This is a genomic window from Streptomyces sp. NPDC031121 (assembly GCF_055570615.1).
This window is the reverse complement of the sequence record NZ_JBVIGV010000001.1, coordinates 724,034-749,057: the sequence shown is the minus strand read 5'-3', so window position 1 is coordinate 749,057 and position 25,024 is coordinate 724,034. Positions and strand designations below refer to the sequence as shown.

At 73.3% G+C, this 25,024-nt stretch carries 22 protein-coding genes and 1 pseudogene; 7 read left to right on the top strand and 16 right to left on the bottom strand.

The annotated features are described in order from the left end of the window. Positions 1–101 (top strand): annotated as a pseudogene (locus ACZ462_RS03420) (ATP-binding protein); the annotation flags it as partial. A 152-nt stretch (positions 102–253) separates the two neighbouring features. On the opposite strand, the gene ACZ462_RS03415 reads toward ACZ462_RS03420, so the two are convergent. Both ACZ462_RS03415 and ACZ462_RS03410 read right to left on the bottom strand, forming a co-directional pair. Continuing rightward, positions 254–457, bottom strand: a complete 204-nt coding sequence (locus tag ACZ462_RS03415; RefSeq protein ID WP_467809556.1) for an acyl-CoA carboxylase subunit epsilon — start codon at positions 455–457, stop codon at positions 254–256. Between the two features lie 19 nt (positions 458–476). After that, positions 477–2,060, bottom strand: a complete 1,584-nt coding sequence (locus ACZ462_RS03410) for an acyl-CoA carboxylase subunit beta (RefSeq protein ID WP_125541144.1) — start codon at positions 2,058–2,060, stop codon at positions 477–479. A gap of 242 nt (positions 2,061–2,302) precedes the next feature. Here ACZ462_RS03410 and ACZ462_RS03405 point away from each other — a divergent pair, with 242 nt between their 5' ends. Further along, positions 2,303–2,917, top strand: coding sequence for a YceI family protein (locus ACZ462_RS03405; protein ID WP_467809557.1), 615 nt, complete (start codon positions 2,303–2,305; stop codon positions 2,915–2,917). Between the two features lie 30 nt (positions 2,918–2,947). Here ACZ462_RS03405 and ACZ462_RS03400 read toward each other — a convergent pair whose 3' ends face one another. From ACZ462_RS03400 to ureA, 6 genes are all read right to left on the bottom strand, one after another. Beyond that, the gene (locus ACZ462_RS03400) at positions 2,948–4,249 is read right to left on the bottom strand and encodes a hypothetical protein (RefSeq protein ID WP_467809558.1); all 1,302 of its coding nucleotides are present in this window, start codon (positions 4,247–4,249) and stop codon (positions 2,948–2,950) included. Between the two features lie 71 nt (positions 4,250–4,320). After that, positions 4,321–5,943 carry a citramalate synthase gene (gene cimA, locus ACZ462_RS03395; RefSeq protein ID WP_467809559.1) on the bottom strand — a complete coding sequence of 541 codons (1,623 nt, stop codon included), beginning with the start codon at positions 5,941–5,943 and terminating at the stop codon, positions 4,321–4,323. Between the two features lie 283 nt (positions 5,944–6,226). Continuing rightward, positions 6,227–6,835 carry a TetR/AcrR family transcriptional regulator gene (locus ACZ462_RS03390; protein WP_467809560.1) on the bottom strand — a complete coding sequence of 203 codons (609 nt, stop codon included), beginning with the start codon at positions 6,833–6,835 and terminating at the stop codon, positions 6,227–6,229. Between the two features lie 28 nt (positions 6,836–6,863). Beyond that, positions 6,864–7,910: an agmatine deiminase family protein gene (locus ACZ462_RS03385; protein WP_467809561.1), complete on the bottom strand. Its 1,047-nt coding sequence runs from the start codon at positions 7,908–7,910 to the stop codon at positions 6,864–6,866. Between the two features lie 27 nt (positions 7,911–7,937). Continuing rightward, on the bottom strand, positions 7,938–9,620 hold the full coding sequence (locus ACZ462_RS03380; RefSeq protein ID WP_467882848.1) for an urease subunit alpha: 1,683 nt from the start codon (positions 9,618–9,620) through the stop codon (positions 7,938–7,940). 47 nt (positions 9,621–9,667) lie between these two features. Beyond that, entirely contained in the window at positions 9,668–10,390 is a 723-nt protein-coding gene (gene ureA / locus ACZ462_RS03375) for an urease subunit gamma (protein WP_467809563.1), read from the bottom strand. A 157-nt stretch (positions 10,391–10,547) separates the two neighbouring features. Between ureA and ACZ462_RS03370 the strand changes: the two genes are divergently transcribed. Further along, a complete protein-coding gene (locus ACZ462_RS03370) occupies positions 10,548–11,975 on the top strand; it encodes a cytosine permease (protein ID WP_467809564.1) in 1,428 nt (475 codons plus the stop codon). 35 nt (positions 11,976–12,010) lie between these two features. Beyond that, a complete protein-coding gene (locus tag ACZ462_RS03365; protein ID WP_467809565.1) occupies positions 12,011–12,163 on the top strand; it encodes a hypothetical protein in 153 nt (50 codons plus the stop codon). Positions 12,164–12,247: 84 nt separating this feature from the next. Here ACZ462_RS03365 and ACZ462_RS03360 read toward each other — a convergent pair whose 3' ends face one another. From ACZ462_RS03360 to ACZ462_RS03345, 4 genes are all read right to left on the bottom strand, one after another. Further along, positions 12,248–13,333, bottom strand: coding sequence for a branched-chain amino acid aminotransferase (locus tag ACZ462_RS03360; RefSeq protein ID WP_467809567.1), 1,086 nt, complete (start codon positions 13,331–13,333; stop codon positions 12,248–12,250). Positions 13,334–13,563: 230 nt separating this feature from the next. Further along, complete coding sequence (locus ACZ462_RS03355; RefSeq protein ID WP_467809568.1) at positions 13,564–14,604, bottom strand: 3-isopropylmalate dehydrogenase; 1,041 nt, start codon at positions 14,602–14,604, stop codon at positions 13,564–13,566. Between the two features lie 154 nt (positions 14,605–14,758). Continuing rightward, a complete protein-coding gene (locus tag ACZ462_RS03350; protein WP_467809569.1) occupies positions 14,759–14,893 on the bottom strand; it encodes a hypothetical protein in 135 nt (44 codons plus the stop codon). 260 nt (positions 14,894–15,153) lie between these two features. After that, positions 15,154–16,053 (bottom strand): LysR family transcriptional regulator, encoded by a 900-nt coding sequence (locus tag ACZ462_RS03345; RefSeq protein ID WP_467809570.1) that lies wholly within the window; start codon positions 16,051–16,053, stop codon positions 15,154–15,156. A gap of 102 nt (positions 16,054–16,155) precedes the next feature. Here ACZ462_RS03345 and ACZ462_RS03340 point away from each other — a divergent pair, with 102 nt between their 5' ends. Beyond that, positions 16,156–17,169: an NADP-dependent oxidoreductase gene (locus ACZ462_RS03340; protein ID WP_467809571.1), complete on the top strand. Its 1,014-nt coding sequence runs from the start codon at positions 16,156–16,158 to the stop codon at positions 17,167–17,169. Between the two features lie 21 nt (positions 17,170–17,190). Here ACZ462_RS03340 and ACZ462_RS03335 read toward each other — a convergent pair whose 3' ends face one another. Beyond that, positions 17,191–17,733 (bottom strand): GNAT family N-acetyltransferase, encoded by a 543-nt coding sequence (locus tag ACZ462_RS03335; RefSeq protein WP_467809572.1) that lies wholly within the window; start codon positions 17,731–17,733, stop codon positions 17,191–17,193. A gap of 420 nt (positions 17,734–18,153) precedes the next feature. On the opposite strand from ACZ462_RS03335, the gene ACZ462_RS03330 reads away from it, so the two are divergent. After that, entirely contained in the window at positions 18,154–18,855 is a 702-nt protein-coding gene (locus ACZ462_RS03330) for a nitroreductase family protein (RefSeq protein WP_467809574.1), read from the top strand. A gap of 85 nt (positions 18,856–18,940) precedes the next feature. Here the strand turns inward: ACZ462_RS03330 and pruA are convergent, their stop codons facing one another. Continuing rightward, complete coding sequence (gene pruA, locus ACZ462_RS03325; RefSeq protein ID WP_467809575.1) at positions 18,941–20,572, bottom strand: L-glutamate gamma-semialdehyde dehydrogenase; 1,632 nt, start codon at positions 20,570–20,572, stop codon at positions 18,941–18,943. A gap of 20 nt (positions 20,573–20,592) precedes the next feature. Beyond that, complete coding sequence (locus ACZ462_RS03320; RefSeq protein WP_467809577.1) at positions 20,593–21,519, bottom strand: proline dehydrogenase family protein; 927 nt, start codon at positions 21,517–21,519, stop codon at positions 20,593–20,595. 199 nt (positions 21,520–21,718) lie between these two features. Here ACZ462_RS03320 and ACZ462_RS03315 point away from each other — a divergent pair, with 199 nt between their 5' ends. Beyond that, positions 21,719–23,098: a PucR family transcriptional regulator gene (locus ACZ462_RS03315; protein WP_467809578.1), complete on the top strand. Its 1,380-nt coding sequence runs from the start codon at positions 21,719–21,721 to the stop codon at positions 23,096–23,098. An 81-nt stretch (positions 23,099–23,179) separates the two neighbouring features. On the opposite strand, the gene serA is transcribed toward ACZ462_RS03315, so the two are convergent. Further along, the gene (gene serA / locus ACZ462_RS03310; protein WP_467809579.1) at positions 23,180–24,772 is read right to left on the bottom strand and encodes a phosphoglycerate dehydrogenase; all 1,593 of its coding nucleotides are present in this window, start codon (positions 24,770–24,772) and stop codon (positions 23,180–23,182) included. Between the last annotated feature and the right edge of the window lie 252 nt (positions 24,773–25,024).

Genomic DNA, 25,024 nt, shown 5'->3' with positions numbered 1-25,024 from the left:
CCGACGCCCCCATCATCACCACCGACGCCCGCCACCGCGCCGACGCCAAGAGCGCCCTCATCACCCTCGTCGAACACGCCCTCATGGCACGGCTGCGGTAGTTCCCCGCGCAGTACGCGTACGCGAAAGGCCCCCGAGTCCGCAGGCGGACCGGGGGCCTCCGCCGTACCCGGACCGCGCCGCCGCATCCCGGGCACGCGTCAGGCCCCGCACCCTTCGGGGGGTGCGGGGCCTGACGGAGGGCTCGGCGGGGTCAGCCCTGCCAGCTGTGCGGGGCGCGGAAGCCGGGGGTGCGCTCCAGGCGGCGCCAGCCGGCCTGGGAGCGCGGGCGGCGCAGGCCGTCCTGGGCGGGCACGGAGGCGGCGCGGGCCAGGAGGACGGCGGTGATCGCGGCCAGCTCCTCGGGCTCGGCGTTGCCCTTCTCGACGCGCAGCAGGGTGTCGGCGGTCATGCTCATCGGCGGCAGATCTCCTTCGTTACTGCGGGGGGTTGCCGTGCTTGCGCGACGGCAGGTCGGCGTGCTTGCTGCGGAGCATCGCGAGGGCGCCGATCAGCGTCTCGCGGGTCTCGGCCGGGTCGATGACGTCGTCGACGAGGCCGCGCTCGGCCGCGTAGTACGGGTGCATCAGCTCGGCCTTGTACTCCTTGACCATGCGGGCGCGCATGGCCTCGGGGTCCTCCGCCTCGGCGATCTGCTTGCGGAAGATGACGTTCGCGGCGCCTTCGGCGCCCATCACGGCGATCTCGTTGGTGGGCCACGCGTAGGTGAGGTCGGCGCCGATGGACTGGGAGTCCATGACGATGTAGGCGCCGCCGTAGGCCTTGCGCAGGATCAGCGAGATGCGCGGCACGGTGGCGTTGCAGTACGCGTACAGCAGCTTCGCGCCGTGGCGGATGATGCCGCCGTGCTCCTGGTCGACGCCGGGCAGGAAGCCGGGGACGTCGAGCAGGGTGACGATCGGGATGTTGAAGGCGTCGCACATCTGGACGAAGCGCGCGGCCTTCTCGGAGGCCTCGATGTCGAGGACGCCCGCGAGGTGGGCGGGCTGGTTCGCGACGATGCCGACGACCTGGCCGTCGAGGCGGGCGAGGGCGCAGATGATGTTGCGGGCCCAGCGCTCGTGGATCTCCAGGACATCGCCGTCATCGACGAGCTCCTCGATGACCTTGTGCATGTCGTACGGGCGGTTGCCGTCCGCGGGGACCAGGTCCAGCAGGACGTCCGAGCGCCGGTCGGCGGGGTCGGTGGTCTCGTGGACGGGCGGGTTCTCGCGGTTGTTCGAGGGGAGCATCGAGATGAGGTAGCGGACCTCGGAGATGCAGGTCTCCTCGTCGTCGTACGCGAAGTGCGCGACGCCGGAGGTCTCGGCGTGCACGTCCGCGCCGCCGAGGCCGTTCTGGGAGATCTCCTCGCCGGTGACGGCGCGGACGACGTCGGGGCCGGTGATGAACATCTGCGAGGTGTCGCGGACCATGAACACGAAGTCCGTGAGGGCCGGCGAGTACGCGGCGCCGCCGGCGCAGGGGCCGAGCATGACCGAGATCTGCGGGATGACGCCGGAGGCCCGCGTGTTGCGCTGGAAGATGCCGCCGTATCCGGCGAGGGCGGAGACGCCCTCCTGGATGCGGGCGCCGGCGCCGTCGTTGAGGGAGACCAGCGGGGCGCCGGCGGCGATGGCCATGTCCATGATCTTGTGGATCTTGGTGGCGTGGGCCTCGCCGAGCGCACCGCCGAAGATGCGGAAGTCGTGGGCGTAGACGAAGACCGTGCGGCCCTCGACCGTTCCCCAGCCGGTGACGACACCGTCCGTGTAGGGCTTCTTCGCCTCCAGGCCGAAGCCGCTCGCACGGTGGCGGCGCAGCTGCTCGACCTCCTTGAAGGAGCCCTCGTCGAGCAGGAGCGCGATGCGCTCGCGGGCCGTCAGCTTGCCCTTGGCGTGCTGGGCCTCGGTGGCGCGGTCACTGGGCCCACGCCGCGCCTGCTCGCGCAAGGAGTGCAGCTCGGCCACGCGCCCGCGGGCGTCCGTCGGCTCGCTGGGGGTCTGGTCCACAACGGTCATGTACCGACCTTACGAAGCGGGCCGGGGAAAACCTCCGTTGGTTCCGCACAGTCTCGGCCGTGTTCCGCTGTCCGGCCCGCACAGAACCACGGACGGGTGCACGGAGACCACCATCTGGGACCCGCGCTGATTGTGGGATCTCCATAAAACGTGCATGGACGGACGAAGGAAGTTGAAAATTGAACGGAATGGCCCTACGGTGGAAGTCGTTGAAGATTGAACCACCTACCGAGGAGCACACCATGGGCATCTTCACCCGCCGCACCGAGCAAGCCGCCCCCGCGACCGTCCCCGCCGCCGACCCGGCGCTGGCCGCTCTGACCGGCGACTACGCGATCGACGCCGCGCACAGCAGCATCGGCTTCACCGTCCGCCACGCGATGGTGACGAACGTCCGCGGCAGCTTCGGCGACTACTCGGGCGCGCTCCACCTGGACGGCAGCGACCCGTCCCGCTCCACCGCCTCGATCGACGTCAAGATCGCGTCGGTCGACACGGGCATCGGCGACCGCGACGCCCACCTGCGCGGCGACGACTTCTTCGCCGCCGAGCAGTTCCCGCTGATGACCTTCCGGTCCACCTCGGCGGCCCGGGTCGGCGCGGACACCTACCGGATGACCGGTGACCTGACCATCAAGGACGTGACCCGGCCGCTCTCCATCGACCTGGAGTTCGGCGGCGCCGCCACCGACCCCTACGGCAACGAGCGCGTGGGCTTCGAGGGCGCCGCCGAGATCCTGCGCTCCGACTGGGGCCTGACCTGGAACGCCGCGCTGGAGGCCGGCGGCGTCATGGTCAGCGACAAGGTGAAGCTGACCTTCGACATCTCGGCGGTCAAGCAGAACCCGGCCGCCTGACACCGCAACCGCCGGATACCCCGGGGGCGGCTAGAAGCCGCCCCCGCCGTCGAAGCCCCCGCCGCCGAAGAAGTCCCCGCCTCCGCCGAAGTCCGAGGAGCCGAAGCCGCCGCCCTCGAAGCCGCCGCCGAAGTCCGAGGCGTACGCGGGGCCGGCCATCATCGAGCCCAGCATCGTGCCCATCAGGAGGCCGGGGAGCAGGCCGCCGCCGAAGTAGCCGCCGGCCCAGGGGCCGTAGACGGGGCCGGCGTCGTAGTAGGGGCGCGGCCCGTACTCGGTGTCGACCGTCCGCACCGCGGGGTCGCGGCCCTCGCTCAGCCGGACCGCGTCCGCGGCGCACACCGGCACGCTGCGTGCCGTCCCGCCCGGCGGCGTCCAGTCGGCGTCCTGGGTGCTCGGGCCGTGGCGCGGGTCGAAGAAGCAGGGCGGCCTCCGCTCGGGCAGCGGCGCCCCGCGGCGCCGCGCGTCGAGGCGGGCCAGTGCGAAGCGGCCGTCCTCCAGGGCCTCGGTGACGCCGGTGACCTCGTCGGGCCGGGTGACCGCGGCCATGACGTCCTTCGCCTTCTCGTACGCGTCGAGGGCGCGGGCGTAGTCGGTGCGCATGGCGTCGTCGGCGCCGGGCTCGCCGGGGTGGAAGTCCAGCCGGTCGAGTTCCTCGCCGAACGCGGTGATGTCCTCGTCGACGACGACCCGCAGCTTCTCGACGGCCTCGCGCTCTTCTTCCTCGCGCCTGCGCCGGCGGCGCCGCGAGACCGCGTACGCCCCGCCGCCGCCCGCCAGGGCGAGGACGCCGAGGGTGACGAGCCCGCCGACGGGAGCGCCGCCGCCGGTTCCGCCGTCCCAGGAGGCCGGGGCGGTGCCCCTGGCCCGGGCGAGGGCCTGGTCGACGAAGTTGTCGAGCTGGGTGGCCGCGTCGACCGGCCCGCCGGCCTTCACCGCGTCGGTGAGGCTGCGTACGGTGCTCGCCGGCATGACGGCCCGGTCCGCTCCGGCGTCGAAGCCGTCGCCGAGCCGGATCGCGTAGACGCCGGCCATGCCGGTCTCGGCGCGGACCGTGCGCAGCACGCTGTCGGGCGGGAACTCGCCGGTGGCGGGCAGGACGGCGACGAACACCGGCTTGTCCGCGGCCCGGATCTTCTTCGCGAGTGCGTCGGCGTCGTCCGGGGACAGCTGGCCGGCGGCTCTGGGGTCGACGTAGACGGGGCCCTGCTCGAAGGCCTCCGCGACTGCGGCGGGACCGGTCGCCGCCGAGGCCTGCGGGGCGGCCGCGAGGGCGGCCGCGGACAGGGACAGCAGCAGACCGGCGAACACGGATATCAGCCTGGTCCTCATACTCCCGAAACTACCCGAATCGGGTGATTTACGAACGAGTCGGGCGTCATCGGATCCGGGGCCCGCTTGTCCTACTCGGCCGGCTCGACCCCGGCGTGCAGGAGCCCGTACGTGATGGCGTCCACCAGCGCCTGCCAGGAGGCGGCGATCACGTTCGGGGCGACGCCGACCGTGCTCCACTCGCGGACGCCGTCCGTGGTGGAGATCAGCACACGGGTGGTGGACTCCGTGCCGTGCGTGCCCTCCAGGATGCGGACCTTGTAGTCGGTCAGCTCGAACTTGGCCAGCTGCGGGTAGAAGCGCTCCAGGGCCACCCGCAGCGCCCGGTCGAGGGCGTTGACGGGGCCGTTGCCCTCCGCGGTGGCCACGATCCGCTCGCCCTTCGCCCACAGCTTCACGGTGGCCTCGTTGGCGTGGGTGCCGTCCGGGCGGTCCTCGACGATCGCGCGCCAGGACTCGGTGCGGAAGTACCGGCGGGCGCGGCCCTCGACCTCGGCGCGCAGCAGCAGCTCGAAGGAGGCGTCGGCCGCCTCGTAGGTGTAGCCGGCGAGCTCACGCTCCTTGACGCGCTCGACGACGCGCGCGATCAGGGCGCGGTCGCCGCCGAGGTCGACGCCGAGCTCCTTGCCCTTGAGCTCGATGGAGGCGCGTCCGGCCATGTCGGAGACGAGCATGCGCATGGTGTTGCCGACGCGCTCGGGGTCGATGTGCTGGTAGAGGTCGGGGTCGACCTTGATGGCGGAGGCGTGCAGGCCGGCCTTGTGCGCGAAGGCGGAGACGCCGACGTACGGCTGGTGCGTGGAGGGGGTGAGGTTGACGACCTCGGCGATGGCGTGCGAGATGCGGGTCATCTCGGCGAGGGCCCCGTCGGGGAGGACGCGCCGCCCGTACTTGATCTCCAGGGCGGCGACGACGGGGAAGAGGTTGGCGTTGCCGACGCGTTCGCCGTAGCCGTTCGCGGTGCACTGGACGTGGGTGGCGCCCGCGTCGACGGCGGCGAGGGTGTTGGCGACGGCGCAGCCGGTGTCGTCCTGGGCGTGGATGCCGAGGCGGGCGCCGGTGTCGGCGAGGACCGTGGAGACGGTGGCGGTGATCTGCGCGGGCAGCATGCCGCCGTTGGTGTCGCAGAGGATGACGACGTCGGCGCCGGCCTCGTGGGCGGTGCGGACGACGGCCTTGGCGTACTCGGCGTTGGCCCGGTAGCCGTCGAAGAAGTGCTCGCAGTCGACGAAGACGCGGCGGCCGGCGGCGACGAGGTGGGAGACGGTGTCGCGGACCATCTCCAGGTTCTCTTCGAGGGTGGTGCGCAGGGCCAGCTCGACGTGCCGGTCGTGGGACTTGGCGACAAGGGTGATCACCGGTGCGCCCGATTCCAGGAGGGCGCGGACCTGCGGGTCCTCGGCGGCGGTGCCGCCGGCCCGCCGGGTCGCGCCGAAGGCGACGAGCCGGGCGTGCTTGAAGTCGATCTCGGCGCGGGCGCGGGCGAAGAACTCGGTGTCGCGGGGGTTGGCGCCGGGCCAGCCGCCCTCGATGAAGCCCACTCCGAAGTCGTCCAGGTGCCGGGCGATGGTCAGCTTGTCCGCGACGGTGAGGTTGATGCCCTCACGCTGGGCGCCGTCGCGCAGGGTGGTGTCGAAGACGTGGAAGCCGTCGTCGGGTCCCTGCACGGGCGCGGTGGCCTGTGTCGTGGTCATGCGGGTCTGACTCCTGTCGGGTGAGTGGTTTCCGGGTGCCCGGGTTCCACTGCCCCCATCATCGCGCGCGCTGCCGTCCCGGCCCGATGGGAGCCGGTAAACGAAAAGACCCCTCGCGGGTGCGAGAGGTCTGCGCGCGGGTCAGGGGCACGGTGGCCGCCGCCGCGAAGGTCTTCCACGGGTTCAGCGGTCACTGCGGACCGGCGCGCTGCTGCCGATAATCATGAGCTGAGCAAGCACGTCCGCAGTCTGACACACCGTGCCATCCGGCGCCGGAGGCGTCTCACGATACGAGAGACTGATCAAGGAATTCCGAGACGTGGTCGAGGATGTCGCGGCGCCCGATGCCGGGCAGCCCGACGGCGACCTGGATGCTGAACCCGTCGAGCAGGGCCCGCAGCCGGGAGGCGAAGCGGTCGGGGTCCACCGCCCGGAACTCGCCGCGGGAGATCCCCTCGGCGAGGAGGGCGACCAGGTCGCGGTGCCAGGCGCCCTCGATGGCGGCCTGCCGCTCGCGCTCGCCGGGGCCGGCGTTCTGCGAGCGGTTCCACACCTCCAGCCACAGCGTCCAGTGCGGGTCGCGGGCCTCCTCGGGCACGTACAGGTCGACGTACGCCTCCAGCCGCTCGCGGGCCGTGCCACGGCGGGCGAGCAGGGCCCGCCGCTCGGCGCCGAGGGCGGCCTCGCTCCACTCCAGCGTCTGCAGCAGCAGCTCGTCCTTGCTGCCGAAGTAGTAGAGGAGGTGGCCGCTGCTCATGCCGACCTGGCGGCCCAGGCCGGCCATGGTCAGGCCGTCCAGGCCACGCTCGGCGATGGTGGCCATCGCGGCGGCGAGGACGTCCTCGCGCGGCGGCGCGTTCTTCCGTGCCGCGCGTGCTCCACCCGCCGCCATGGGCCACTCCTCGTCGATCGGCCGCAGGTCACACCTTCGGCTGCTGCTGGGTGATGCAGTGGATGCCGCCACCCCCGGCGAAAATCGTACGTGCGTCGACGAGGGTCACGGTCCGGTCGGGGAACAGGCCGCGGAAGATCTCGGCGGCCTCCTCGTCGCGGGGGTCGCCGAAGGCGCACAGCACGACGCCGCCGTTGCAGAGGTAGTGGTTGATGTAGGAGTAGTCGACCCACTCGCCGTCCTCCTCCAGGACGGTCGGCGCCGGAACCTCGACGACCTCCAGGCGGCGGCCCCGCGCGTCGGTCGCGGCGCGCAGGAGGGCGGCGATGGTCTTGCAGCGCTCGTGGTCGGGGTGGGCCGGGTCGGGCTGGGTGTGCACGACGACCAGCCCGGGGCGGGCGAAGGCGGCGACGATGTCGACGTGGCCCTGGGTGCCGTAGGTGCCGTAGTCGCCGGCGAGGCCGTACGGCAGCCAGATCGCCTTGGTGGTGCCGAGGTGGGCGTGGATCTCGGCCTCGACCTGCTCGCGGGTCCAGCCGGGGTTGCGGCCCTGGCCGAGCTGGACGGTGTCGGTGAGCAGGACCGTCCCCTCCCCGTCGACGTGGAGCGCGCCGCCCTCGTTGACCAGGGGGGTGCTGTAGGTGCGGGTGCCGGCGAGGTCCGAGACATGCCGGGCGATCTTGGAGTCGTGCTCCCAGCGGGCCCACCCCTGGGCGCCCCAGCCGTTGAAGGTCCAGTCGACGGCGGCGAGGCCGCCCCGGCCGTCGGTGACGAAGGTGGGGCCGATGTCGCGCATCCAGGCGTCGTCGAGTTCCCGCTCGACGACCGTGAGGGGGTGGCCCGGGCCGGCGCCGGCGATCGCCCGGGCGCCCTCGGCGTCCCCCGGGGCCGTCACGAGCGTCACCGGCTCGTGGGCGCGCACGGCGCGGGCGACGGCACCCCAGGCCTCGCGGGCCTCCGCGAGCTCCCGCTCGTCGGTGAAGGTCGGGTTGGGGCTGGGCCAGGCCATCCAGGTCCGCTCGTGGGGCGTCCACTCGGCGGGCATCCGGAATCCGTCGGCGACAGGCTTGGTCATGGCAGGGGTCCTTAGGGGTGTGCCGGCTCAGAGGAAGTACAGGCGGTTGAGGGCGACCGAGTCGGCCGCCTCGGAGCGCAGCGGGTCGCCGTCGAGGGTGACGAGCCCGGTGCGGGCGTCGACGTCGACCGCACCGGTGCGGGAGTTGAGCAGGAGGTCGGCGGGGCCGATGCCGCGGGTGCCGCGGACGGCGACGCGGCGGCGGCGGGTCGGCATGGCGTCCCCGCCGAGGGCCGCGGCGGCCGCCGAGACGAACGCGACGGAGATGTCGGCGGCGGTGGCCCCGTACGCCCCGAACTGCGGTCCGAGGACCAGCGGTTCGCAGGTGTCGGTGGCGGCGTTCGGGTCGCCGGTGACGCCGTACGCGGGGAAGCCGGACTTGAGGACGAGCTGCGGCTTGGCGCCGAAGAACTGCGGGCGCCACAGCACGATGTCGGCCAGTTTGCCCACCTCGATGGAGCCGATCTCGTGCGCCAGGCCGTGGGCGATCGCCGGGTTGACGGTGAGCTTTGCGATGTAGCGCAGGACGCGGGCGTTGTCGTCGCCCTCGCCGTCGCCGTCCATCGGGCCGAGTTCGGCCTTCATCTTGGCGGCCATGGCGAAGGTGCGGCGCACGGTCTCGCCGGCCCGGCCCATGCCCTGGGCGTCGGAGGAGGTGATGCCGATCGCGCCCAGGTCGTGGAGGACGTCCTCGGCGCCCATCGTGCCGGCGCGGATCCGGTCGCGGGCCATCGCGGCGTCCCCGGGCAGGTCCGGCTTGAGGTCGTGGACGGAGACGATCATGCCGTAGTGCTCGGCGACGGCGTCCCGGCCGAAGGGCAGCGTGGGGTTGGTGGAGGAGCCGATGACGTTCGGCACGCCCGCCATCTTCAGCACGTTGGGGACGTGCCCGCCGCCGCAGCCCTCGATGTGGAAGGCGTGGATGGTGCGGCCGTCCAGGACGCGCAGGGTGTCCTCGACGGAGAGGCACTCGTTCAGACCGTCCGAGTGCAGGGCGACCTGGACGTCGTGCTCCTCGGCCACGCGCAGGGCGGTGTCCAGGGCGCGGGTGTGGGCGCCCATGTCCTCGTGGACCTTGAACCCGCTCGCGCCGCCCTCCGCGAGGGCCTCCACCAGGGGGGCCGGGTCGGAGGAGGAGCCGCGGGCGAGGAAGCCGATGTTGACGGGCCAGGCGTCGAAGGCGTTGAAGGCGTGCTTCAGCGCCCAGGGCGAGTTGACGCCGACGCCCCAGACGGGGCCGAACTCCTGGCCGATGACGGTGGTGACGCCGGCCGCGAGCGAGGCCTCCATGATGCGCGGGGAGAGCAGGTGGACGTGGGTGTCGACGGCGCCGGCGGTGGCGATCAGCCCCTCGCCGGAGACGATGCTGGTCCCGGTGCCGACGACGACGTCGACGCCGTCGAGGGTGTCGGGGTTCCCGGCCCGGCCGATGGCGTGGATGCGGCCCTCGCGGATGCCGATCGACACCTTGCGGATGCCGAGGACGGCGTCGATGACGAGGACGTTGCTGATGACGACGTCGCATGTCTCCCGGACGGCGGCGGCCTTCAGGTGCAGTCCGTCGCGGGCGGTCTTGCCGAAGCCGGCGAGGAACTCGTCGCCGGGCTTCTGGGCGTCGTGCTCGACGCGGACGGTCAGCCCGGAGTCGCCGAGCCGGACCCGGTCGCCCGCGCGGGGGCCGAAGACGGCAGCGTACTCGTGCGGGTCGATGTGCCGGCTGCCCGGCGCGCAGTGGTCGCTGTGCCTGGTCTGCCTGCTCACGCCCGCTCTCCTTCCCCGGCGCCTGCCGGACGGTCGCCCCGCGTGCCCAGGTAGCCGCATGCGGCGGCCCGGCGCAGGGCCTCCTCCTTGGCTCCCGGGGCGTCCAGCGGCCCGTCGACGAGCCCCGCGAAGCCGACGGCGATGCGGTCGCCGCCCAGGGGGACGAGGCCGACCTCGCCCTCGCCGTGCGGGTCGAACCGCACGGAGGAGCCGGCGGGGACGCACAGGCGCATGCCGTAGGCGGCTGCCCGGTCGAAGTCGAGGCGCGGATTGGCCTCGAAGAAGTGGAAGTGGCTGGTGACGCTCACCGGCACGGCGGCGGTGTTGCGCACCCGCAGCCGCAGGGCGGGCTCCGGCCGGGGCGCGCCGGGGCCGGGTACGACGGCGCCGGGGGCGTCGTCGCCGAGGAGGGCGGCGCCGCGGATCGGCGAGGGCACCACCGCGAGGCGGGATCCGTCGTCGAAGACGGCCTCGACGTGCACCTCGGTGACCACGTCGGCCACGCCGGGCAGGACGTCGTCCGGGCCGAGGACGGAGCGGGCCTCCTCGATGGCCTCGGCCAGGCGCTTTCCGTCGCGTGCGGCCTCGCACACCGTGTCCGCGACGAGCGCGGTGGCCTCGGGGACGTTCAGGCGGAGGCCGCGGGCCCGCCGGGCCCGGGCAAGCTCCGCGGCGCTGCGCAACAGCAGGCGGTCGCGCTCCGTAGGGGTCAGCCGCACGCCGATCCACCACCTTTTGACTCGCTGGATTAGAGCATCACTCTAACTCTCGATTGCATGGCACGGAACCATTGACCGGACACCAAGGATTGGGTCACATTGAGTGCCGTTCAAACAAAGCGCCACCACCCCCCGCCCTGCCCAAGGGAGTCCCCCCATGCCCATAGAACAGCGCGGAGTCGACACCATCCCCGAGGAGGAGCGGACCAGCGGCCCCCGCGACCTCGTGTCGATCCTGCTCGGCTCCAATCTGTGCCTCGGCGTGATCGTGTTCGGCTGGCTGCCCCCGTCCTTCGGGCTGGGCCTGGTCCCGTCCGTCACCGCCATCGTGGCCGGAACCCTCGCCGGCATCGCCTTCACCGCGCCGCTCGCCCTGGTCTCCCTGCGCACGGCCACCAACCTCTCCACCTCCAGCGGCGCCCAGTTCGGCGTCCGCGGCCGGCTCGTCGGCTCGGTGGTGGGGCTGCTGCTCTCCCTCGGCTACACCGCCCTGACCCTGTGGATCGGCGGCGACGTGATGGCCGCCACCCTCTCCCGGCTGACCGGCCTCCCGGACACCGGTGCGGTGCGGGCGGCGATGTACGGCGGGCTCGCGGTGTTCACCGTGGCGGCCGCCGTCTTCGGCTACCGGCTGCTGCTGCGGATGAGCAAGCTGCTCTCCGTCGCCATGCTCGCCCTGCTGGCCCTCGGCGTGGCCGCCTACGCGCCCGCTTTCACCGCCGACGCCCCGCCCGGGACCGACTACCTGCTCGGCTCGTTCTGGCCGACGTGGCTGCTGGCCGCAGTCGCGGCCGGGCTCAGCGGCCCCGTCGCGTTCATCACCCTGCTGGGCGACTACACCCGCTACATCTCGCCGCGCCGGCACAGCCCCCGCACGGTGCTGCGGGCCACCTGCCTGGGGCTCCTGGCCGGCCTGCTCGTGCCGCAGCTGTTCGGCACGTTCACCGCGCTCGCCGCGCGGGCGGGCGCCGACTACGCGGGGCCGCTCGTCGCCGCCGCACCGCTGTGGTACCTGGTGCCGCTGCTGGCCGCCGCAGCCGCCGGCTCGGTCGGCAACGCGGGGCTGATGCTCTACTCGATGGGCCTCGACCTCGACGCCATCGTGCCCCGGGTCACGCGCGCCACGGCCACGCTGGCCGCGGCCGCCGTCGCCACCGCCTTCGTCTTCGTCGGCTCGTTCGAGTGGGACGTGCAGTCCGCCATGACCTCGTTCGTGCTGCTGCTGACCGCGATCGGCACCCCGTGGGCCGTGATCACCCTGATCGGCTACCGCCGGTGCCGCGGGGAGTACGACGCCGAATCCCTCCAGGTGTTCAACCGCCGGGCCCGCGGCGGCGTCTACTGGTACAGCGGCGGGTGGAACCTGCGCGCCACCGCCTCCTGGGCGGCGGGTGCCGGGGTCGGCCTGGCCGCCGTGTCGACACCGCTGTACGAGGGCCCCCTGCTGGCCCTCACCGGCGGGGTGGACTGCAGTTTCGTCCTGTCGGGGCTGATCGGCGGCGCGGTCTACGCGGCGCTGGCGGTCCGGCCGCAGCACACCGCGGCCGCCCCGGCGCGGGCGGCGGCCGCCGCGGCGGCCGAGTAGGGCACGACCGGAGAGCACAGCCAAGGGGAGGCGCCGTGGAAGAGCTGGTGTACGTGGCGGGCAGGATCGTCAAGGGGATGGCCGGCCTGGCCTACGCCTTCGGGGACTTCGTGGTGGGCGCCGCCGTCGACGGCACCGAGCGCCGCAAGGACGAGCGGCGGCAGGACGGGGCGGACGGCGAGCGCTGACCCCGCTCCCCCGCCCGGCCCGGTACGGAGGAGGCCCCCCGCGCGGCGCGCGGGGGGCCTCCTCCGTGTCTCGGCGGCTTCGGACTAGCCGAGGGGGTGCATCCAGCCGTGGGTGTCGGCGCGGTGGCCGGTCTGGAGGTCGAGCAGCGCCTTGCGGAGCTTCATGGTGACCTCGCCGGGCTCGCCGCTGCCCTGCGTCCAGGAGGCCCGCTCGGACTTCACGGAGCCGACGGGCGTGATGACGGCGGCGGTGCCGCAGGCGAACACCTCGGTCAGGGTGCCGTTCTCGTTGTCGCGCTTCCAGTCCTCGGTGGAGATGCGCCCCTCCTCGGCGGTGTAGCCGAGGTCGCGTGCGATGGTGAGGAGCGAGTCGCGGGTGATGCCGGGCAGGAGCGAGCCGGTCAGCTCCGGGGTGACGATGCGGTCGCCGTACACGAAGTACAGGTTCATGCCGCCCATCTCCTCGATCCAGCGGTGCTCGACGGCGTCGAGCCAGACCACCTGGTCGCAGCCGTGCGCGGCGGCCTGCGCCTGGGCGACGAGGGAGGCCGCGTAGTTGCCGCCGGTCTTGGCCGCGCCGGTGCCGCCCTTGACCGCGCGCACGTACTCCTCGGAGAGCCAGACGGAGACGGGCTTCACGCCGCCGGCGAAGTAGGCGCCGGCCGGCGAGGCGATGACCATGAACAGGAACTCGTTGGCCGGGCGGACGCCGAGGCCGACCTCGGTCGCGAACATGAAGGGCCGCAGGTAGAGGGAGGCCTCGCCGGAGGAGGGCACCCAGGCGCTGTCCTGCTTGATGAGCGCGTCGCAGGCCTCGATGAAGAGCTCGGTCGGCAGCTCGGGCATGGCCATGCGGCGGGCGGATGCCTGGAAGCGCTCGGCGTTGGCCTCCGGGCGGAAGGTGGCGACGGTGCCGTCGGGCTGGCGGTAGGCCTTCAGCCCCTCGAAGATCGTCTGCGCGTAGTGCAGCGTCATGTTGGCGGGGTCGACCGACAGCGGCGCGTACGGGACGAGCTCCGCGTCGTGCCAGCCGCGCCCCTCGGTCCACTTGATCGTCACCATGTGGTCGGTGAAGTGGCGGCCGAAGCCGGGGCTGGCCAGGATCGCCTCGCGCTCCGCGTCGGACAGGGGGTTCGAGGAGGGCTTGAGCTCGATCGTGGGCGTCGTCATGAGTGCTTGTCCTTCACCGGTTGGGTAGGGCGGACCGCGCTCACGGCGTACAGGACGTCCGAGCTTCCCCGCATTCCGCGGTCTCGCGTCCGATTATCGCGCGCGAGGCGGCTTCGGTGAAGCGGGGAGGTGTGCGGCCCAGGGGAGATGGTGGCACCCGGGGCCGCGCAGGAAAAGCCGCCGGGTGCTGGTCGCGCGACCCGGCGGCTTCCTGGGGCGTGGCGGCCGGGTCAGCCGGCTACTCGTGCGGCGAGCGCGTCGCCGATCCGGTCCGTGCTGCGGAAGGTGCCGTCGCGCTCCGCGAGATCGGCGGCGACCGCGTCCTCGATGCGGACGGCCTGCTCCCCGTAGCCGAGGTGGCGCAGCATCAGGGCGACGGACAGGACGGTCGCGGTCGGGTCGGCCTTGCCGGTGCCCGCGATGTCGGGGGCCGAGCCGTGGACCGGCTCGAACATGGAGGGGAAGGCGCCCGTCGGGTTGATGTTCCCGGAGGCGGCGAGGCCGATGCCGCCGGTCACGGCCGCGGCCAGGTCGGTGAGGATGTCGCCGAAGAGGTTGTCCGTGACGATGACGTCGAAGCGCTCGGGCTGGGTGACGAAGAAGATCGTCGCGGCGTCGACGTGCAGGTAGTCCGTGGTGACCTGCGGATACTCGCGCCCCACCTTGTCGAAGATGTTCTTCCACATGTGCCCGGCGTACACGAGGACGTTGTTCTTGTGCACCAGCGTCAGCTTCTTGCGGGGACGGGCGGCGGCCCGCTCGTACGCGTCGCGCACGACGCGCTCGACGCCGTAGGCGGTGTTGACGCTGACCTCGGTGGCGACCTCGGCGGGGGTGCCGGTGCGCAGGCTGCCGCCGTTGCCGGTGTACGGGCCCTCGGTGCCCTCGCGGACCACCACGAAGTCGATCTCCGGGCGGCCGGCGAGCGGGGTGGCCGTGTTCGGGAAGAGCTTCGACGGGCGCAGGTTGACGTAGTGGTCGAAGGCGAAGCGGAGCTTCAGCAGCAGGCCGCGCTCCAGGACGCCGGACGGGACCGAGGGGTCGCCGATGGCGCCCAACAGGATCGCGTCGTGGGCCTTCAGCGCCTCCAGCTCCGCGTCCGGCAGGGTCTCGCCGGTGCGGTGCCAGCGCCGGGCGCCGAGGTCGTACTCCCTCGTCTCCAGCTTCACGTCCTGGGGCAGGACGGCGGCGAGGACCTTGAGGCCCTGGGCCACGACTTCCTGGCCGATGCCGTCACCGGGGATCACTGCGAGATTGATGCTGGTCGACATGTCGGAACCGTACTCCGTGTCCCAGCCCTCAGACATATGGCGTCCATCATCCGGACAGCGCGTGTCGTGGGCGATCGGTGCGGCGGGTGGGGTCGGGGGCGGGAAGTTCCGGCCGGGGCACCGCCGGGAGGACGGCGCCCGGTCCGCGGCCTCGTCAGTGGCCGGTCGCGCCGCCGTTGTCGCGGCGGTCCAGGGCGCGCTGCAGGGCGGCGGCGGCGTTCCTGCGGTCGGCGTCGGCGGCGGAGGAGCGGCGGACGCGGCGGGGGGCGGCGGGGGTGGTCTTGGTCACGGTGATCGACTCCTTGAGATCACGGCGCGGCTCGGCCGCGGATGAGGGGTTCCTTCAAGGCGCCGGAAGGGGCGGGGGCGCTGCGCCACAGGGGTTGCCTGTCGGGGGCGCGCGCCGCGGGCCGCCATTCGCCGGATCGGCGAGACGTTCGGCTTCTACAAAGCTAGGACAGCTGCCGCTGTATGTCTCCGCAATTACTCGGACTTCCTACTATCTGAGACGGCCGGTCCTCCGGACGACCCCCGCCCAGGCCTCCTCTTTCAGCCCCTCTCCTGGCGAAGTTCCCTGATCAGAGCCCTGACGGCGACCGTGGCGGCGGATTCCGGGGTGGTGACGTATCCCACGTTCCGGACGGGACCCGAGGGGCCCAGTCCGGTGACGGCGACTGACTCCCCGGCCTCGCGCAGCGACAGCTCGGGCATGATCGCCATGCCGGCCCCGCGGCCCACCATGGTGAGCACCATCCCGTCGTCCTCCGCCTTCACCGTGGCGCCCGGGATCCAGTCCTGGGCCCGCCACCACTCCCGGGTGTAGGAGCCGCAGTTCTCGTCCCAGTCGAGCAGGGGCAGCGACTTCGGGTCGGCGTGCCCGGCAGGGTGCACCAGCGCGTACTCCTCCCGTACGAGCACCCCGCCCACCAGCCCCGGCGGCAGCCCGGCGGCGGGGTCGAGCGTGGCGATCCCCAGGTCGGCGCGGCCCGCGGCCACCTCCCCCGCGGCGCCCTCGCCCACCTCCCTCACCACCCGCACCTCCGCGCGGACCCCGGGGTGGCGGGCGGCGAGCCGCTCCAGCGCGGACGGCAGCAGGTGCAGGGCGGCGCTGCGGAACGCGGCGATGCGCAGCACGCCGCGCAGTGCGCCGTCGGCGCCGGAGCCGCCGGCCGCGGCGGCGCGCGCCTCCGCGCCGAGGACCTCGTACAGGCGCAGGATCCGCCGGGCGAGAGCCGCGGCCCGCTCCCCCGCCGCGGTGGGCACAGCGCCGGCCCGCCCGCGCTCGAAGAGGACGGCCCCCACCTTGGCCTCGCTGCCGCGCACCGAGTGGGAGACCGCGGACTGGGTCAGGCCGAGCCGCGCCGCGGCGGCGGAGAAGCCCCCGGTCTCGGCGACGGCGAGGAGGATCCGCAGTTCGTGCGGGGCGAGTTCGGCCTGTCGGGGTGCCATGGGCGGCTTCCACCTCGGTGTATGAGCGGTGTTCATGGGTCGGGTGCTTCCATGAGCCCAACCCCCTGCCCGGCCCGGGGATTCCTCCCTAGCGTCCTCGCCATGACCGAGAACACCGCGTACGCCGTGCACCAGACCGCCCGCCCCTCCGGCTTCCCCTCCGCGTCCGACTTCGCCCTGGCCCGTGTGCCGGTGCCGGAGCCGGCCCCGGGGACCGCCCTGGTGCAGAACCTCCTGCTGTCCGTGGACCCGTACCACCGCGGGATGATGGACGGCGGCGAGGGCGGATTCGCGCTGGGCGCCCCCCTGGAGGGCCGCGCCGTGGGCAGGGTCCTCGCCTCCCGTGCCCCGGGCCTGGAGGAGGGGGACCTCGTCTTCCACCGCCAGGGCTGGCGCACGCACGCGCTGGTCGCGCCGGGCGGGGACGGCACCCGCCGGATCCGCCGCCACGAGGGCGTCCCGCTGGAGGCCCACCTCGGCATCCTCGGCGGAACCGGCCTGACCGCGTACGCCGCGCTCACCCGGACCGCGGGCCTGCGCGCCGGCGAGGACCTGTACGTGTCGGCCGCGGCCGGCGGCGTGGGCACCGCCGTCGGGCACATCGCGCGGCTGCTGGGCGCCCGCCGGATCATCGGCAGCGCCGGCACCCCGGCGAAGGTCCGCCACCTCACCGATGTGCTCGGCTTCGACGCGGCGTTCGACTACCACGACGGCCCGGTCGGCGAACTGCTCGCGAAGGCGGCGCCGGACGGCATCGACGTGTACGTGGACAACGTCGGCACGGACCACCTGGAGGGGGCCATCGGGGCGCTGCGGGAGTTCGGGCGGATCGCCTGGGTCGGCGCCGTCTCGACGTACAACGGGGACCGCTCGCCGGCCGCGCCGCGCAACCTCTTCGAGGTGGTGCACAAGTCGCTCCGCCTGGAGGGGGTCCTGGTCCGCCACCACACGGACCTCCAGGAGGAGTTGGAGGAGTTCCTCGTCCCGCACCTGCGCAGCGGGCGCGTGGGCACCGACACGACCGTCGTGGAGGGGATCGACCGCACGGTGGAGGCGTTCCTCGGCGTCCTGCGCGGCGCCAACACCGGCAAGATGCTGGTCCGCCTGCCCGGCTGAACGGGCAGGCGGGGCCGGGCACTACAGGACGTCGCCGTCGCGCCAGTCGAACCACAGGCCCCCGGCGGGGTCGGGCAGGGCCCCGTCCGGCGCCCACACGTACGTCGAGCCCTCCTCCTCCGGCAGGCGGACCGGGCCGCCGGGCGAGAGGGCGCCGATCCGGCCGCCCCACACCGACCAGCCGCGGCCCCCGTACAGGGCGGCGCCCTCGTCGGAGGCGGAGAGCGCGCCGAGCACGTACGCCCGGCCGATGACCTCCTCCAGGGCGGCCATCACGGCGCCGCCGAGGCCGCTCCGCCGCGCGTCCGCCCGGACCGCGACGGCCTCGACGTACCCGCAGCGCAGGGCGCGGTCCGCGTGGACGACCCGCCGCTGGACGACGCTGCCGTGCGCGAGGAGCTCCCCGCCGCGGTACACCAGGGCGTGCATGCCGCCGAGCGCGTGCTCGAAGTCCTCCTCGCCGAAGTCGCCCTCGAAGGCGCCGTCGAGGAGCCCCCGTACGGCCGAGAGCTCCCCGGCCGCCAGCTGCGAGGTGTGCGCGAGGCGCGTGCGGGTGCCGGTCATGCCCCCAGTGTGCCGCGCGGACGCCCGGCCGCCGCCGGGCCGGCGCGAACCGGCCGCCGGGTCCCGCCGGAAAGGGCCGGAAACAGGCGGACCATCCGGAATGCGGAGCCCGCTCCCCGCCCGCCGCCCGTACGGGTACCCCGGCCGCGCGGGGTTTCCGCGCCGCTCACGCGACCGCCGCGCGGGCCGCTCCCCGCAGGTCGTCGTGGCCCTGCCCGGCCCGGCCCGGCGGGTGCCGGGTGCCGGGTGCCGGGTGCCGGGTGCCGGGACGTGCCCGGACAGCCGGCGCCGCGACCGGACCGCCGTCCGGCGGATCGGCCGGTGCTCGCCGGTGCCATTCCCGCCCCCACCCCGCAGAACGGGACAAACGTCCGGGGCGCGGTACTGGCCCGCACCGGCCCCCCTCGGCACACTCGCCCCATGTCACCTACCGCCCAGCAGTGGACCCCCACGCACGGGGAGCCGTACCGTCCCGTCGCCTACCGGCCCGAGCGGATGCCGGCCGGCCGGACCCTGGAGCGCGCCGCGGAGCTGCGCGAGCTCATGGGGCGGCGGCGCACCGTCCGCGCGTTCTCCCCCGACCCGGTGCCGGAGCAGGCCGTCCGCGACGCCATCGCCTGCGCGGCGACCGCGCCGTCCGGGGCCCACCAGCAGCCGTGGACCTTCGTCCTGGTCAAGGACCCGGAGGTGCGCCGGCAGATCCGCGCCGCCGCCGAGCAGGAGGAGCAGCTCTCCTACGAGGGCCGGCTCGGCGACGAGTGGCTGGCGGCCCTGCGCCCGCTCGGCACGGACGCCGTCAAGGCGCACCTGACGGACGCCCCCGCGCTGGTCGTCGTCTTCCAGCAGCGCTACTGGCTCGGTGAGGACGGCAGCAGGCGCAAGCACTACTACGTCGACGAGTCGGTCGGCATCGCCGTCGGGATGCTGCTGACCGCGCTGCACCTGTCCGGGCTGGCCGCGCTGGTGCACACCCCGAGCCCGATGCGGTTCCTCGCGCACGTGCTGGGCCGGCCTGAGAACGAGAAGGCCTTCGCCGTGATCCCGGTCGGCTACCCGGCCGACGACTGCCAAGTGCCCGACCTGGTCCGCAAGACGTTGGAGCAGGTGCTGGTCGAGGTCTGAGCCGCGCGGCGGCCCCGGAATGGAGACCGCCCCCGCTCCGGACTTGGGGGTACCGGAGCGGGGGCGGGGCAGGGCGGGCCGGGGATCAGCCCATGTGCGGGTAGCCGTACTCGGTCGGCGGGACCAGCGTCTCCTTGATGGAGCGGGTCGAGACCCAGCGCTGGAGGTTGCTGGCGGCACCGGCCTTGTCGTTGGTGCCGGAGGCGCGGCCGCCGCCGAAGGGCTGCTGGCCGACGACGGCGCCGGTCGACTTGTCGTTGATGTAGAAGTTGCCGGCGGCGAAGCGGAGCTTGTCCATCGCGTGGGCGGCGGCGTAGCGGTCACCGGCGATGATCGAGCCGGTCAGCGCGTAGTCGGAGACCGACTCCATCTGCTCCAGCATCGCGTCGAACGCGTCGTCCTCGTAGACGTGGACGGCGAGGATCGGGCCGAAGTACTCGGTCGTGAAGACCTCGTTCTCCGGGTCGGTGCACTCGATGACCGTCGGGCGGACGAAGTAGCCCTCGGAGTCGTCGTAGCTGCCGCCCGCGACGATCGTGCAGGTCGGATCGGCCTTGGCACGGTCGATCGCGGCCTTGTTCTTCGCGAAGGAGCGCTCGTCGATGACGGCGCCGATGAAGTTCGACAGGTCGCGGACGTCACCCATGGCGATGCCGTCGACCTCGGCGGCGAACTGCTCCTTGAAGCCGTCGTTCCAGATGGACGCCGGGATGTAGGCGCGGGAGGACGCAGAGCACTTCTGGCCCTGGAACTCGAAGGAGCCGCGGGTCAGGGCGGTCTTCAGGACGGCGCGGTCCGCGGAGGGGTGCGCGACGACGAAGTCCTTGCCGCCGGTCTCGCCGACCAGGCGCGGGTACGAGCGGTACTTCTCGATGTTGTTGCCGACCGTCTTCCACAGGTACTGGAAGGTCTTGGTCGAGCCGGTGAAGTGGATGCCGGCGAGCTCCGGGTGGTTCAGGGCCACCTCGGAGACGGCGATGCCGTCGCCGGTGACGAGGTTGATGACGCCCTTGGGGAGGCCGGCCTCCTCCAGGAGCTCCATCAGCAGCACCGCGGAGTGCGTCTGCGTCGGGGACGGCTTCCAGACGACCACGTTGCCCATCAGGGCCGGGGCGGTCGGCAGGTTGCCGGCGATCGCCGTGAAGTTGAACGGCGTGATCGCGTAGACGAAGCCCTCCAGCGGGCGGTGGTCGCTGCGGTTCCACACGCCGGCGGAGTTCGCGACCGGCTGCTCCGCCAGGATCTGGCGGGCGAAGTGGACGTTGAAGCGCCAGAAGTCGACGAGCTCGCAGGGGGTGTCGATCTCGGCCTGCTGGGCGGTCTTGGACTGGCCGAGCATGGTGGAGGCGGCCAGCTTCTCGCGCCACGGGCCGGCCAGCAGCTCGGCGGCGCGCAGGATGATCGCGGCGCGGTCGTCGAAGGACATGGCGCGCCACGCCGGGGCGGCGGCCAGGGCGGCGTCGACGGCGTCCTGCGCGTCGGCCGCGGTGGCGTTGGCGTAGGTGCCGATCACCGACTTGTGGTCGTGCGGCTGGACCACGTCGAAGCGCTCTCCGCCGCCCATCCGCTTGACGCCGTTGATCGTCATCGGCAGCTCGATCGGGTTCTCGGACAGCAGCTTCAGCTGCTCCTCGAGGCGCGCGCGCTCGGGGCTGCCGGGAGCGTACGAGTGGACCGGCTCGTTGACCGGGGCGGGGACCTGGGTCACAGCATCCATGGGTCTGAAAACTCCTTGACCTAGTTCTTGGTGATCATCGAGCGGAGGAAGAAGAGCAGGTTCGCGGGCTTCTCGGCGAGGCGGCGCATGAAGTAGCCGTACCAGTCGGTCCCGTACGCGGTGTAGACGCGCATGCGGTGGCCCTCGGCGGCGAGCCGCAGGTGCTCCTCGCTGCGGATGCCGTACAGCATCTGGAACTCGTACTCGTCGGGCTTGCGGCCGGCCTTGCGGGCCAGCTCCTGCCCGATGGCGATCAGGCGGGGGTCGTGGGACCCGATCATCGGGTAGCCCTTGCCCTCCATGAGCGTCTTCAGGATGCGGACGTACGCCTTGTCGATCTCGCCCTTGTCCTGGTAGGCGACCTCGGCGGGCTCCTTGTAGGCGCCCTTCACGATGCGGACGCGGCTGCCGGCGTCGGCCAGGCGGCGGGCGTCGGCCTCGGTGCGGAAGAGGTACGCCTGGATGACGCAGCCGGTCTGCGGGAAGTCCTTCCGCAGCTCCTCGTGGATGGCGAACATCGAGTCGAGGGTGGTGTGGTCCTCGGCGTCGAGGGTCACCGTGGTGCCGATCGCGGCGGCGGCCTCGACGACCGGGCGGACGTTGGCGAGGGCGAGTTCGTGGCCGCCCTCCAGCGCCTGGCCGAACATCGACAGCTTCACCGACATCTCGGCCCTCTCGCCGAGGCCGAGGTCCTTCAGGCGCCCGATGAGCTCCAGGTAGGCGTCGCGGGCGGCGTAGGACTGCTCCACCGTGGTGATGTCCTCGCCGACGACGTCCAGGGTCACCTCGAGGCCCTTGCGGGCGAGGTCCTCCACGATCGGGATGACCTGGTCGACCGTCTCGCCGGGGATGAAGCGGGTCACCACGGGCTTGGTCACCGGGGCGGCAGAGACGATTCGGCGCATCTTGTCGCTGCGCGAGGCGGCGAGGATCGCGGGACCCAGCACGGGGCACCTCCAACAGGTGGCAGAAGCAGTCACGGGCCCTCCGCGGGGGCGGGCGGGGACCGCAGGGAAAACGCAAGTGAAACCACCGTGAAACCTAAGGATGGACTCTTTTCCCTGCCATCGACAGCTGTCACGCATCCGTGTCCGCGATCTCATACACCTGTCTGAAAGACGGGTTTGCGGGTGGGAGAATGGCCGGGTGAAAGGCGATTACCAGGACCTGGTGGACGAGATCTCCACGCTGCTCGGCGCCCCCGCGACACTGGAGAACCGGGACTTCCGCCTGATCGCCTTCGGCGCGCACGACAGCGACGACGACCTCGCCATGGACCCGGTGCGGACCCGCTCGATCCTGACCCGCGGGTCGACCGCGGCCGTGCGGTCCTGGTTCGAGGGCTTCGGCATCGCCCGCGCCACCGGCCCCGTCCGGATCCCGGCGGCGCCGGACGCGGGCGTCTTCCGGGGCCGGATCTGCCTGCCGGTGCGCTACCGCGGGATCGTGCAGGGGTACGTGTGGCTCCTGGACCGGGAGCCGGGCCCGGGACCGGAGGCGCTGGCCGCCGCCATGGAGGTGGCGGACCGGATCGGCGTCCTCCTCGCCGAGGAGGCCAAGGCGGGCGCCGACCTGTCGCGGGAGTTCCGCGCGGTGCTGACCGCGGGCCGCGGCTGGCAGCAGGACATGGCCGTCTCGGCGCTGCGGGCGGCGCTCGGCCCGGCGGCCGCGGAGGAGCTGCACACGGTGGTGTGCGTGGCCCCCTGGCCCGGAGAGGCCCCGGCGACCGTGCCGGGAGCCGCGGCGGTGTGCGTGGTGCAGGGGCGCGGGCCGGACGCGGGCCCCGGGCAGGGCGCGCCGGACGCTGCCGGAGAGCCGGGCCGGACCGGCTCGGGGCCGCGGGACGGCGCGGGCCGGGCGCTGGCCGTACTGGTCAGGCTGCGCGCGTCGGACGTCCTCGGCCCGGCGGAGGCCGTGGCGTCCCGCCTGCTCGGGGCCGGCCCCGGCGGCGCAGCCGCCCGTACGGCGGCGGGCGCGGCGGCACCGGGAGCAGCGGCGGGCGCGGCCCGTACGGCGGCGCCCGGTGCGGCGGGCACGGCCGGTGCGGCGGCGGACGGGAGGGCCGCCGGCGCGGTGGCGGTCGCCGCGGGCGGCGGCGCGCCCGGCGGCCCGGCCGCGGGGATCGCGGAGCCCGGCCGGGGCCTCGGCGGGCTCGCGGACGCCTGGGCGCAGGCCTCGGCGGCGGCCCGGGCGGCGGCCGCCCAGCCGCGGCTCGGCCCGGTGGCCCGCTGGTCGGCGATCGGCCCGTACCGGATGCTGTCGGCGCTCGCCTCCGCCACCCCGGCGGACGACCCGGCGGCCCGCCCCCTCCTCGGCCCGGCGCAGCGGGAACTGGCCCGGACTGCGGAGGTATACCTGGACTGCGCGGGCCAGGCGGGCCGGGCTGCGGCGGCCCTCGGCATCCACCGCCAGACCCTGTACTACCGGCTGGCCCGGGTGGAGCAGCTGACCGGGCTCGACCTCGACGAGGGCGAGGACCGCCTGCTCCTCCACATGGCCCTCAAAACGGCCCGCCTGCACGCCTGACGCCGGACGCGAAGGAGCCCGGGGACTACTCCTCCCCGGGCCCTTCGGCGGTGCACCGCGGCGCGCGGTCGCGTACGGGGGTCAGTCGGCCAGGTTCACCGTGCGGGCCGACGTCGCGCCGATCGCGTCGGCGATCTCGGCCAGCACGGTCGCCGGAACGGTGTCGTCCACGGTGAGGACGGCGAGCGCCTCGCCGTGCTCCTCCGCACGCGCCACCTGCATGCCCGCGATGTTCAGGCCGCCCTCGCCGAGGATCCGGCCGACGGTGCCGACGACGCCGGGACGGTCGGTGTAGCGGAGCACGACCATGTGGTCGGCAAGCGCCAGGTCCACGTCGTACTCGCCGACGCCGACGATCTTCTGGAGGTGCTTGGGGCCGGCGAGCGTGCCGGAGACCGCCACCTCCTGGCCGTCCGCCAGGGTGCCGCGGACGGTCACCACGTTGCGGTGGTCCGGGGACTCCGAGCTGGTGGTCAGGCGGACCTCGACGCCGCGCTCCTGCGCGAAGAGCGGGGCGTTGACGTAGGAGACCGTCTCGTCGACGACGTCCTCGAAGACGCCCTTGAGGGCGGAGAGCTCCAGCACCTTCACGTCGTGCTGGGTGATCTCGCCGCAGACCTCGACGTCCAGGCGGACCGCGACCTCGCCCGCGAGCGCGGTGAAGATCCGGCCGAGCTTCTCGGCGAGCGGCAGGCCCGGGCGGACGTCCTCGGCGATCACGCCACCCTGGACGTTGACCGCGTCCGGCACCAGCTCGCCGGCGAGGGCGAGGCGCACGGACCGGGCGACGGCGATGCCGGCCTTCTCCTGGGCCTCGTCCGTGGACGCGCCGAGGTGCGGGGTGCAGACGACCTGGTCGAGCTCGAAGAGCGGGGAGTCCGTGCAGGGCTCCTTGGCGTACACGTCGAGACCGGCACCGGCGACGCGGCCCTCCTTGAGCGCGGAGTACAGCGCGGCCTCGTCCACGATGCCGCCGCGCGCCGCGTTGACGATGCGGACCGACGGCTTCACCTTGTGCAGGGCGTCGTCGCCGATGAGGCCGATCGTCTCCGGCGTCTTCGGCAGGTGGACGGTGATGAAGTCGGCGACCTCCAGCAGCTCGTCCAGCGCGAGCATCTTGACGCCCATCTGGGCGGCGCGCGCGGGCTGCACGTAGGGGTCGTAGGCGACGACCTTCATGCCGAAGGCGGACATCCGCTGGGCGACGAGCACGCCGATCCGGCCGAGGCCGACGACGCCGAGGGTCTTCTCGCTGAGCTCGACGCCGGTGTACTTGCTGCGCTTCCACTCGCCGTTCTTCAGGGCCGTGTTGGCCTGCGGGATGTGGCGGGCGGTGGCGATGAGCAGGCCGCAGGCGAGTTCGGCGGCGGTGACGATGTTGGAGGTCGGCGCGTTCACGACCATCACGCCGGCCTTGGTGGCGGCGGAGACGTCGACGTTGTCGAGGCCGACCCCGGCGCGCGCGACGACCTTCAGCTTGCGGGCGGCGGCGATGGCCTCGGCGTCGACCTTCGTCGCCGAGCGCACCAGGACGGCGTCGACGTCGGCGATGGCGGGGATCAGCTCGGCGCGGTCGGCGCCGTTGCAGTGCCGGATCTCGAAGTCCGGGCCGAGCGCCTCGACGGTGGCGGGCGACAGCTCTTCGGCGATGAGTACGACAGGTTTCGAGCTCACGTGGGTCCTCACAAGTCCAGTGCGGACGGCCGTCCCGACGGCCGCAGGCGGTGGAGGGGCTAGCCGCGTGGAAGACGCACGACACTGTGGGCCTGACGCGTTGTGTTGAGCAGTGTAGTGGCGGATCCGGGCCCGGTTTCCGCCTGTCCGTAAGGATCACCCGTCCGGGGTTGGCCGGGGTGGACAAGCCACGCTGCCGGGGTCTGCGCTCGGGCTGCCCGGGGTGCGGCGGGGGGGGGGGGGGGGGGGGGG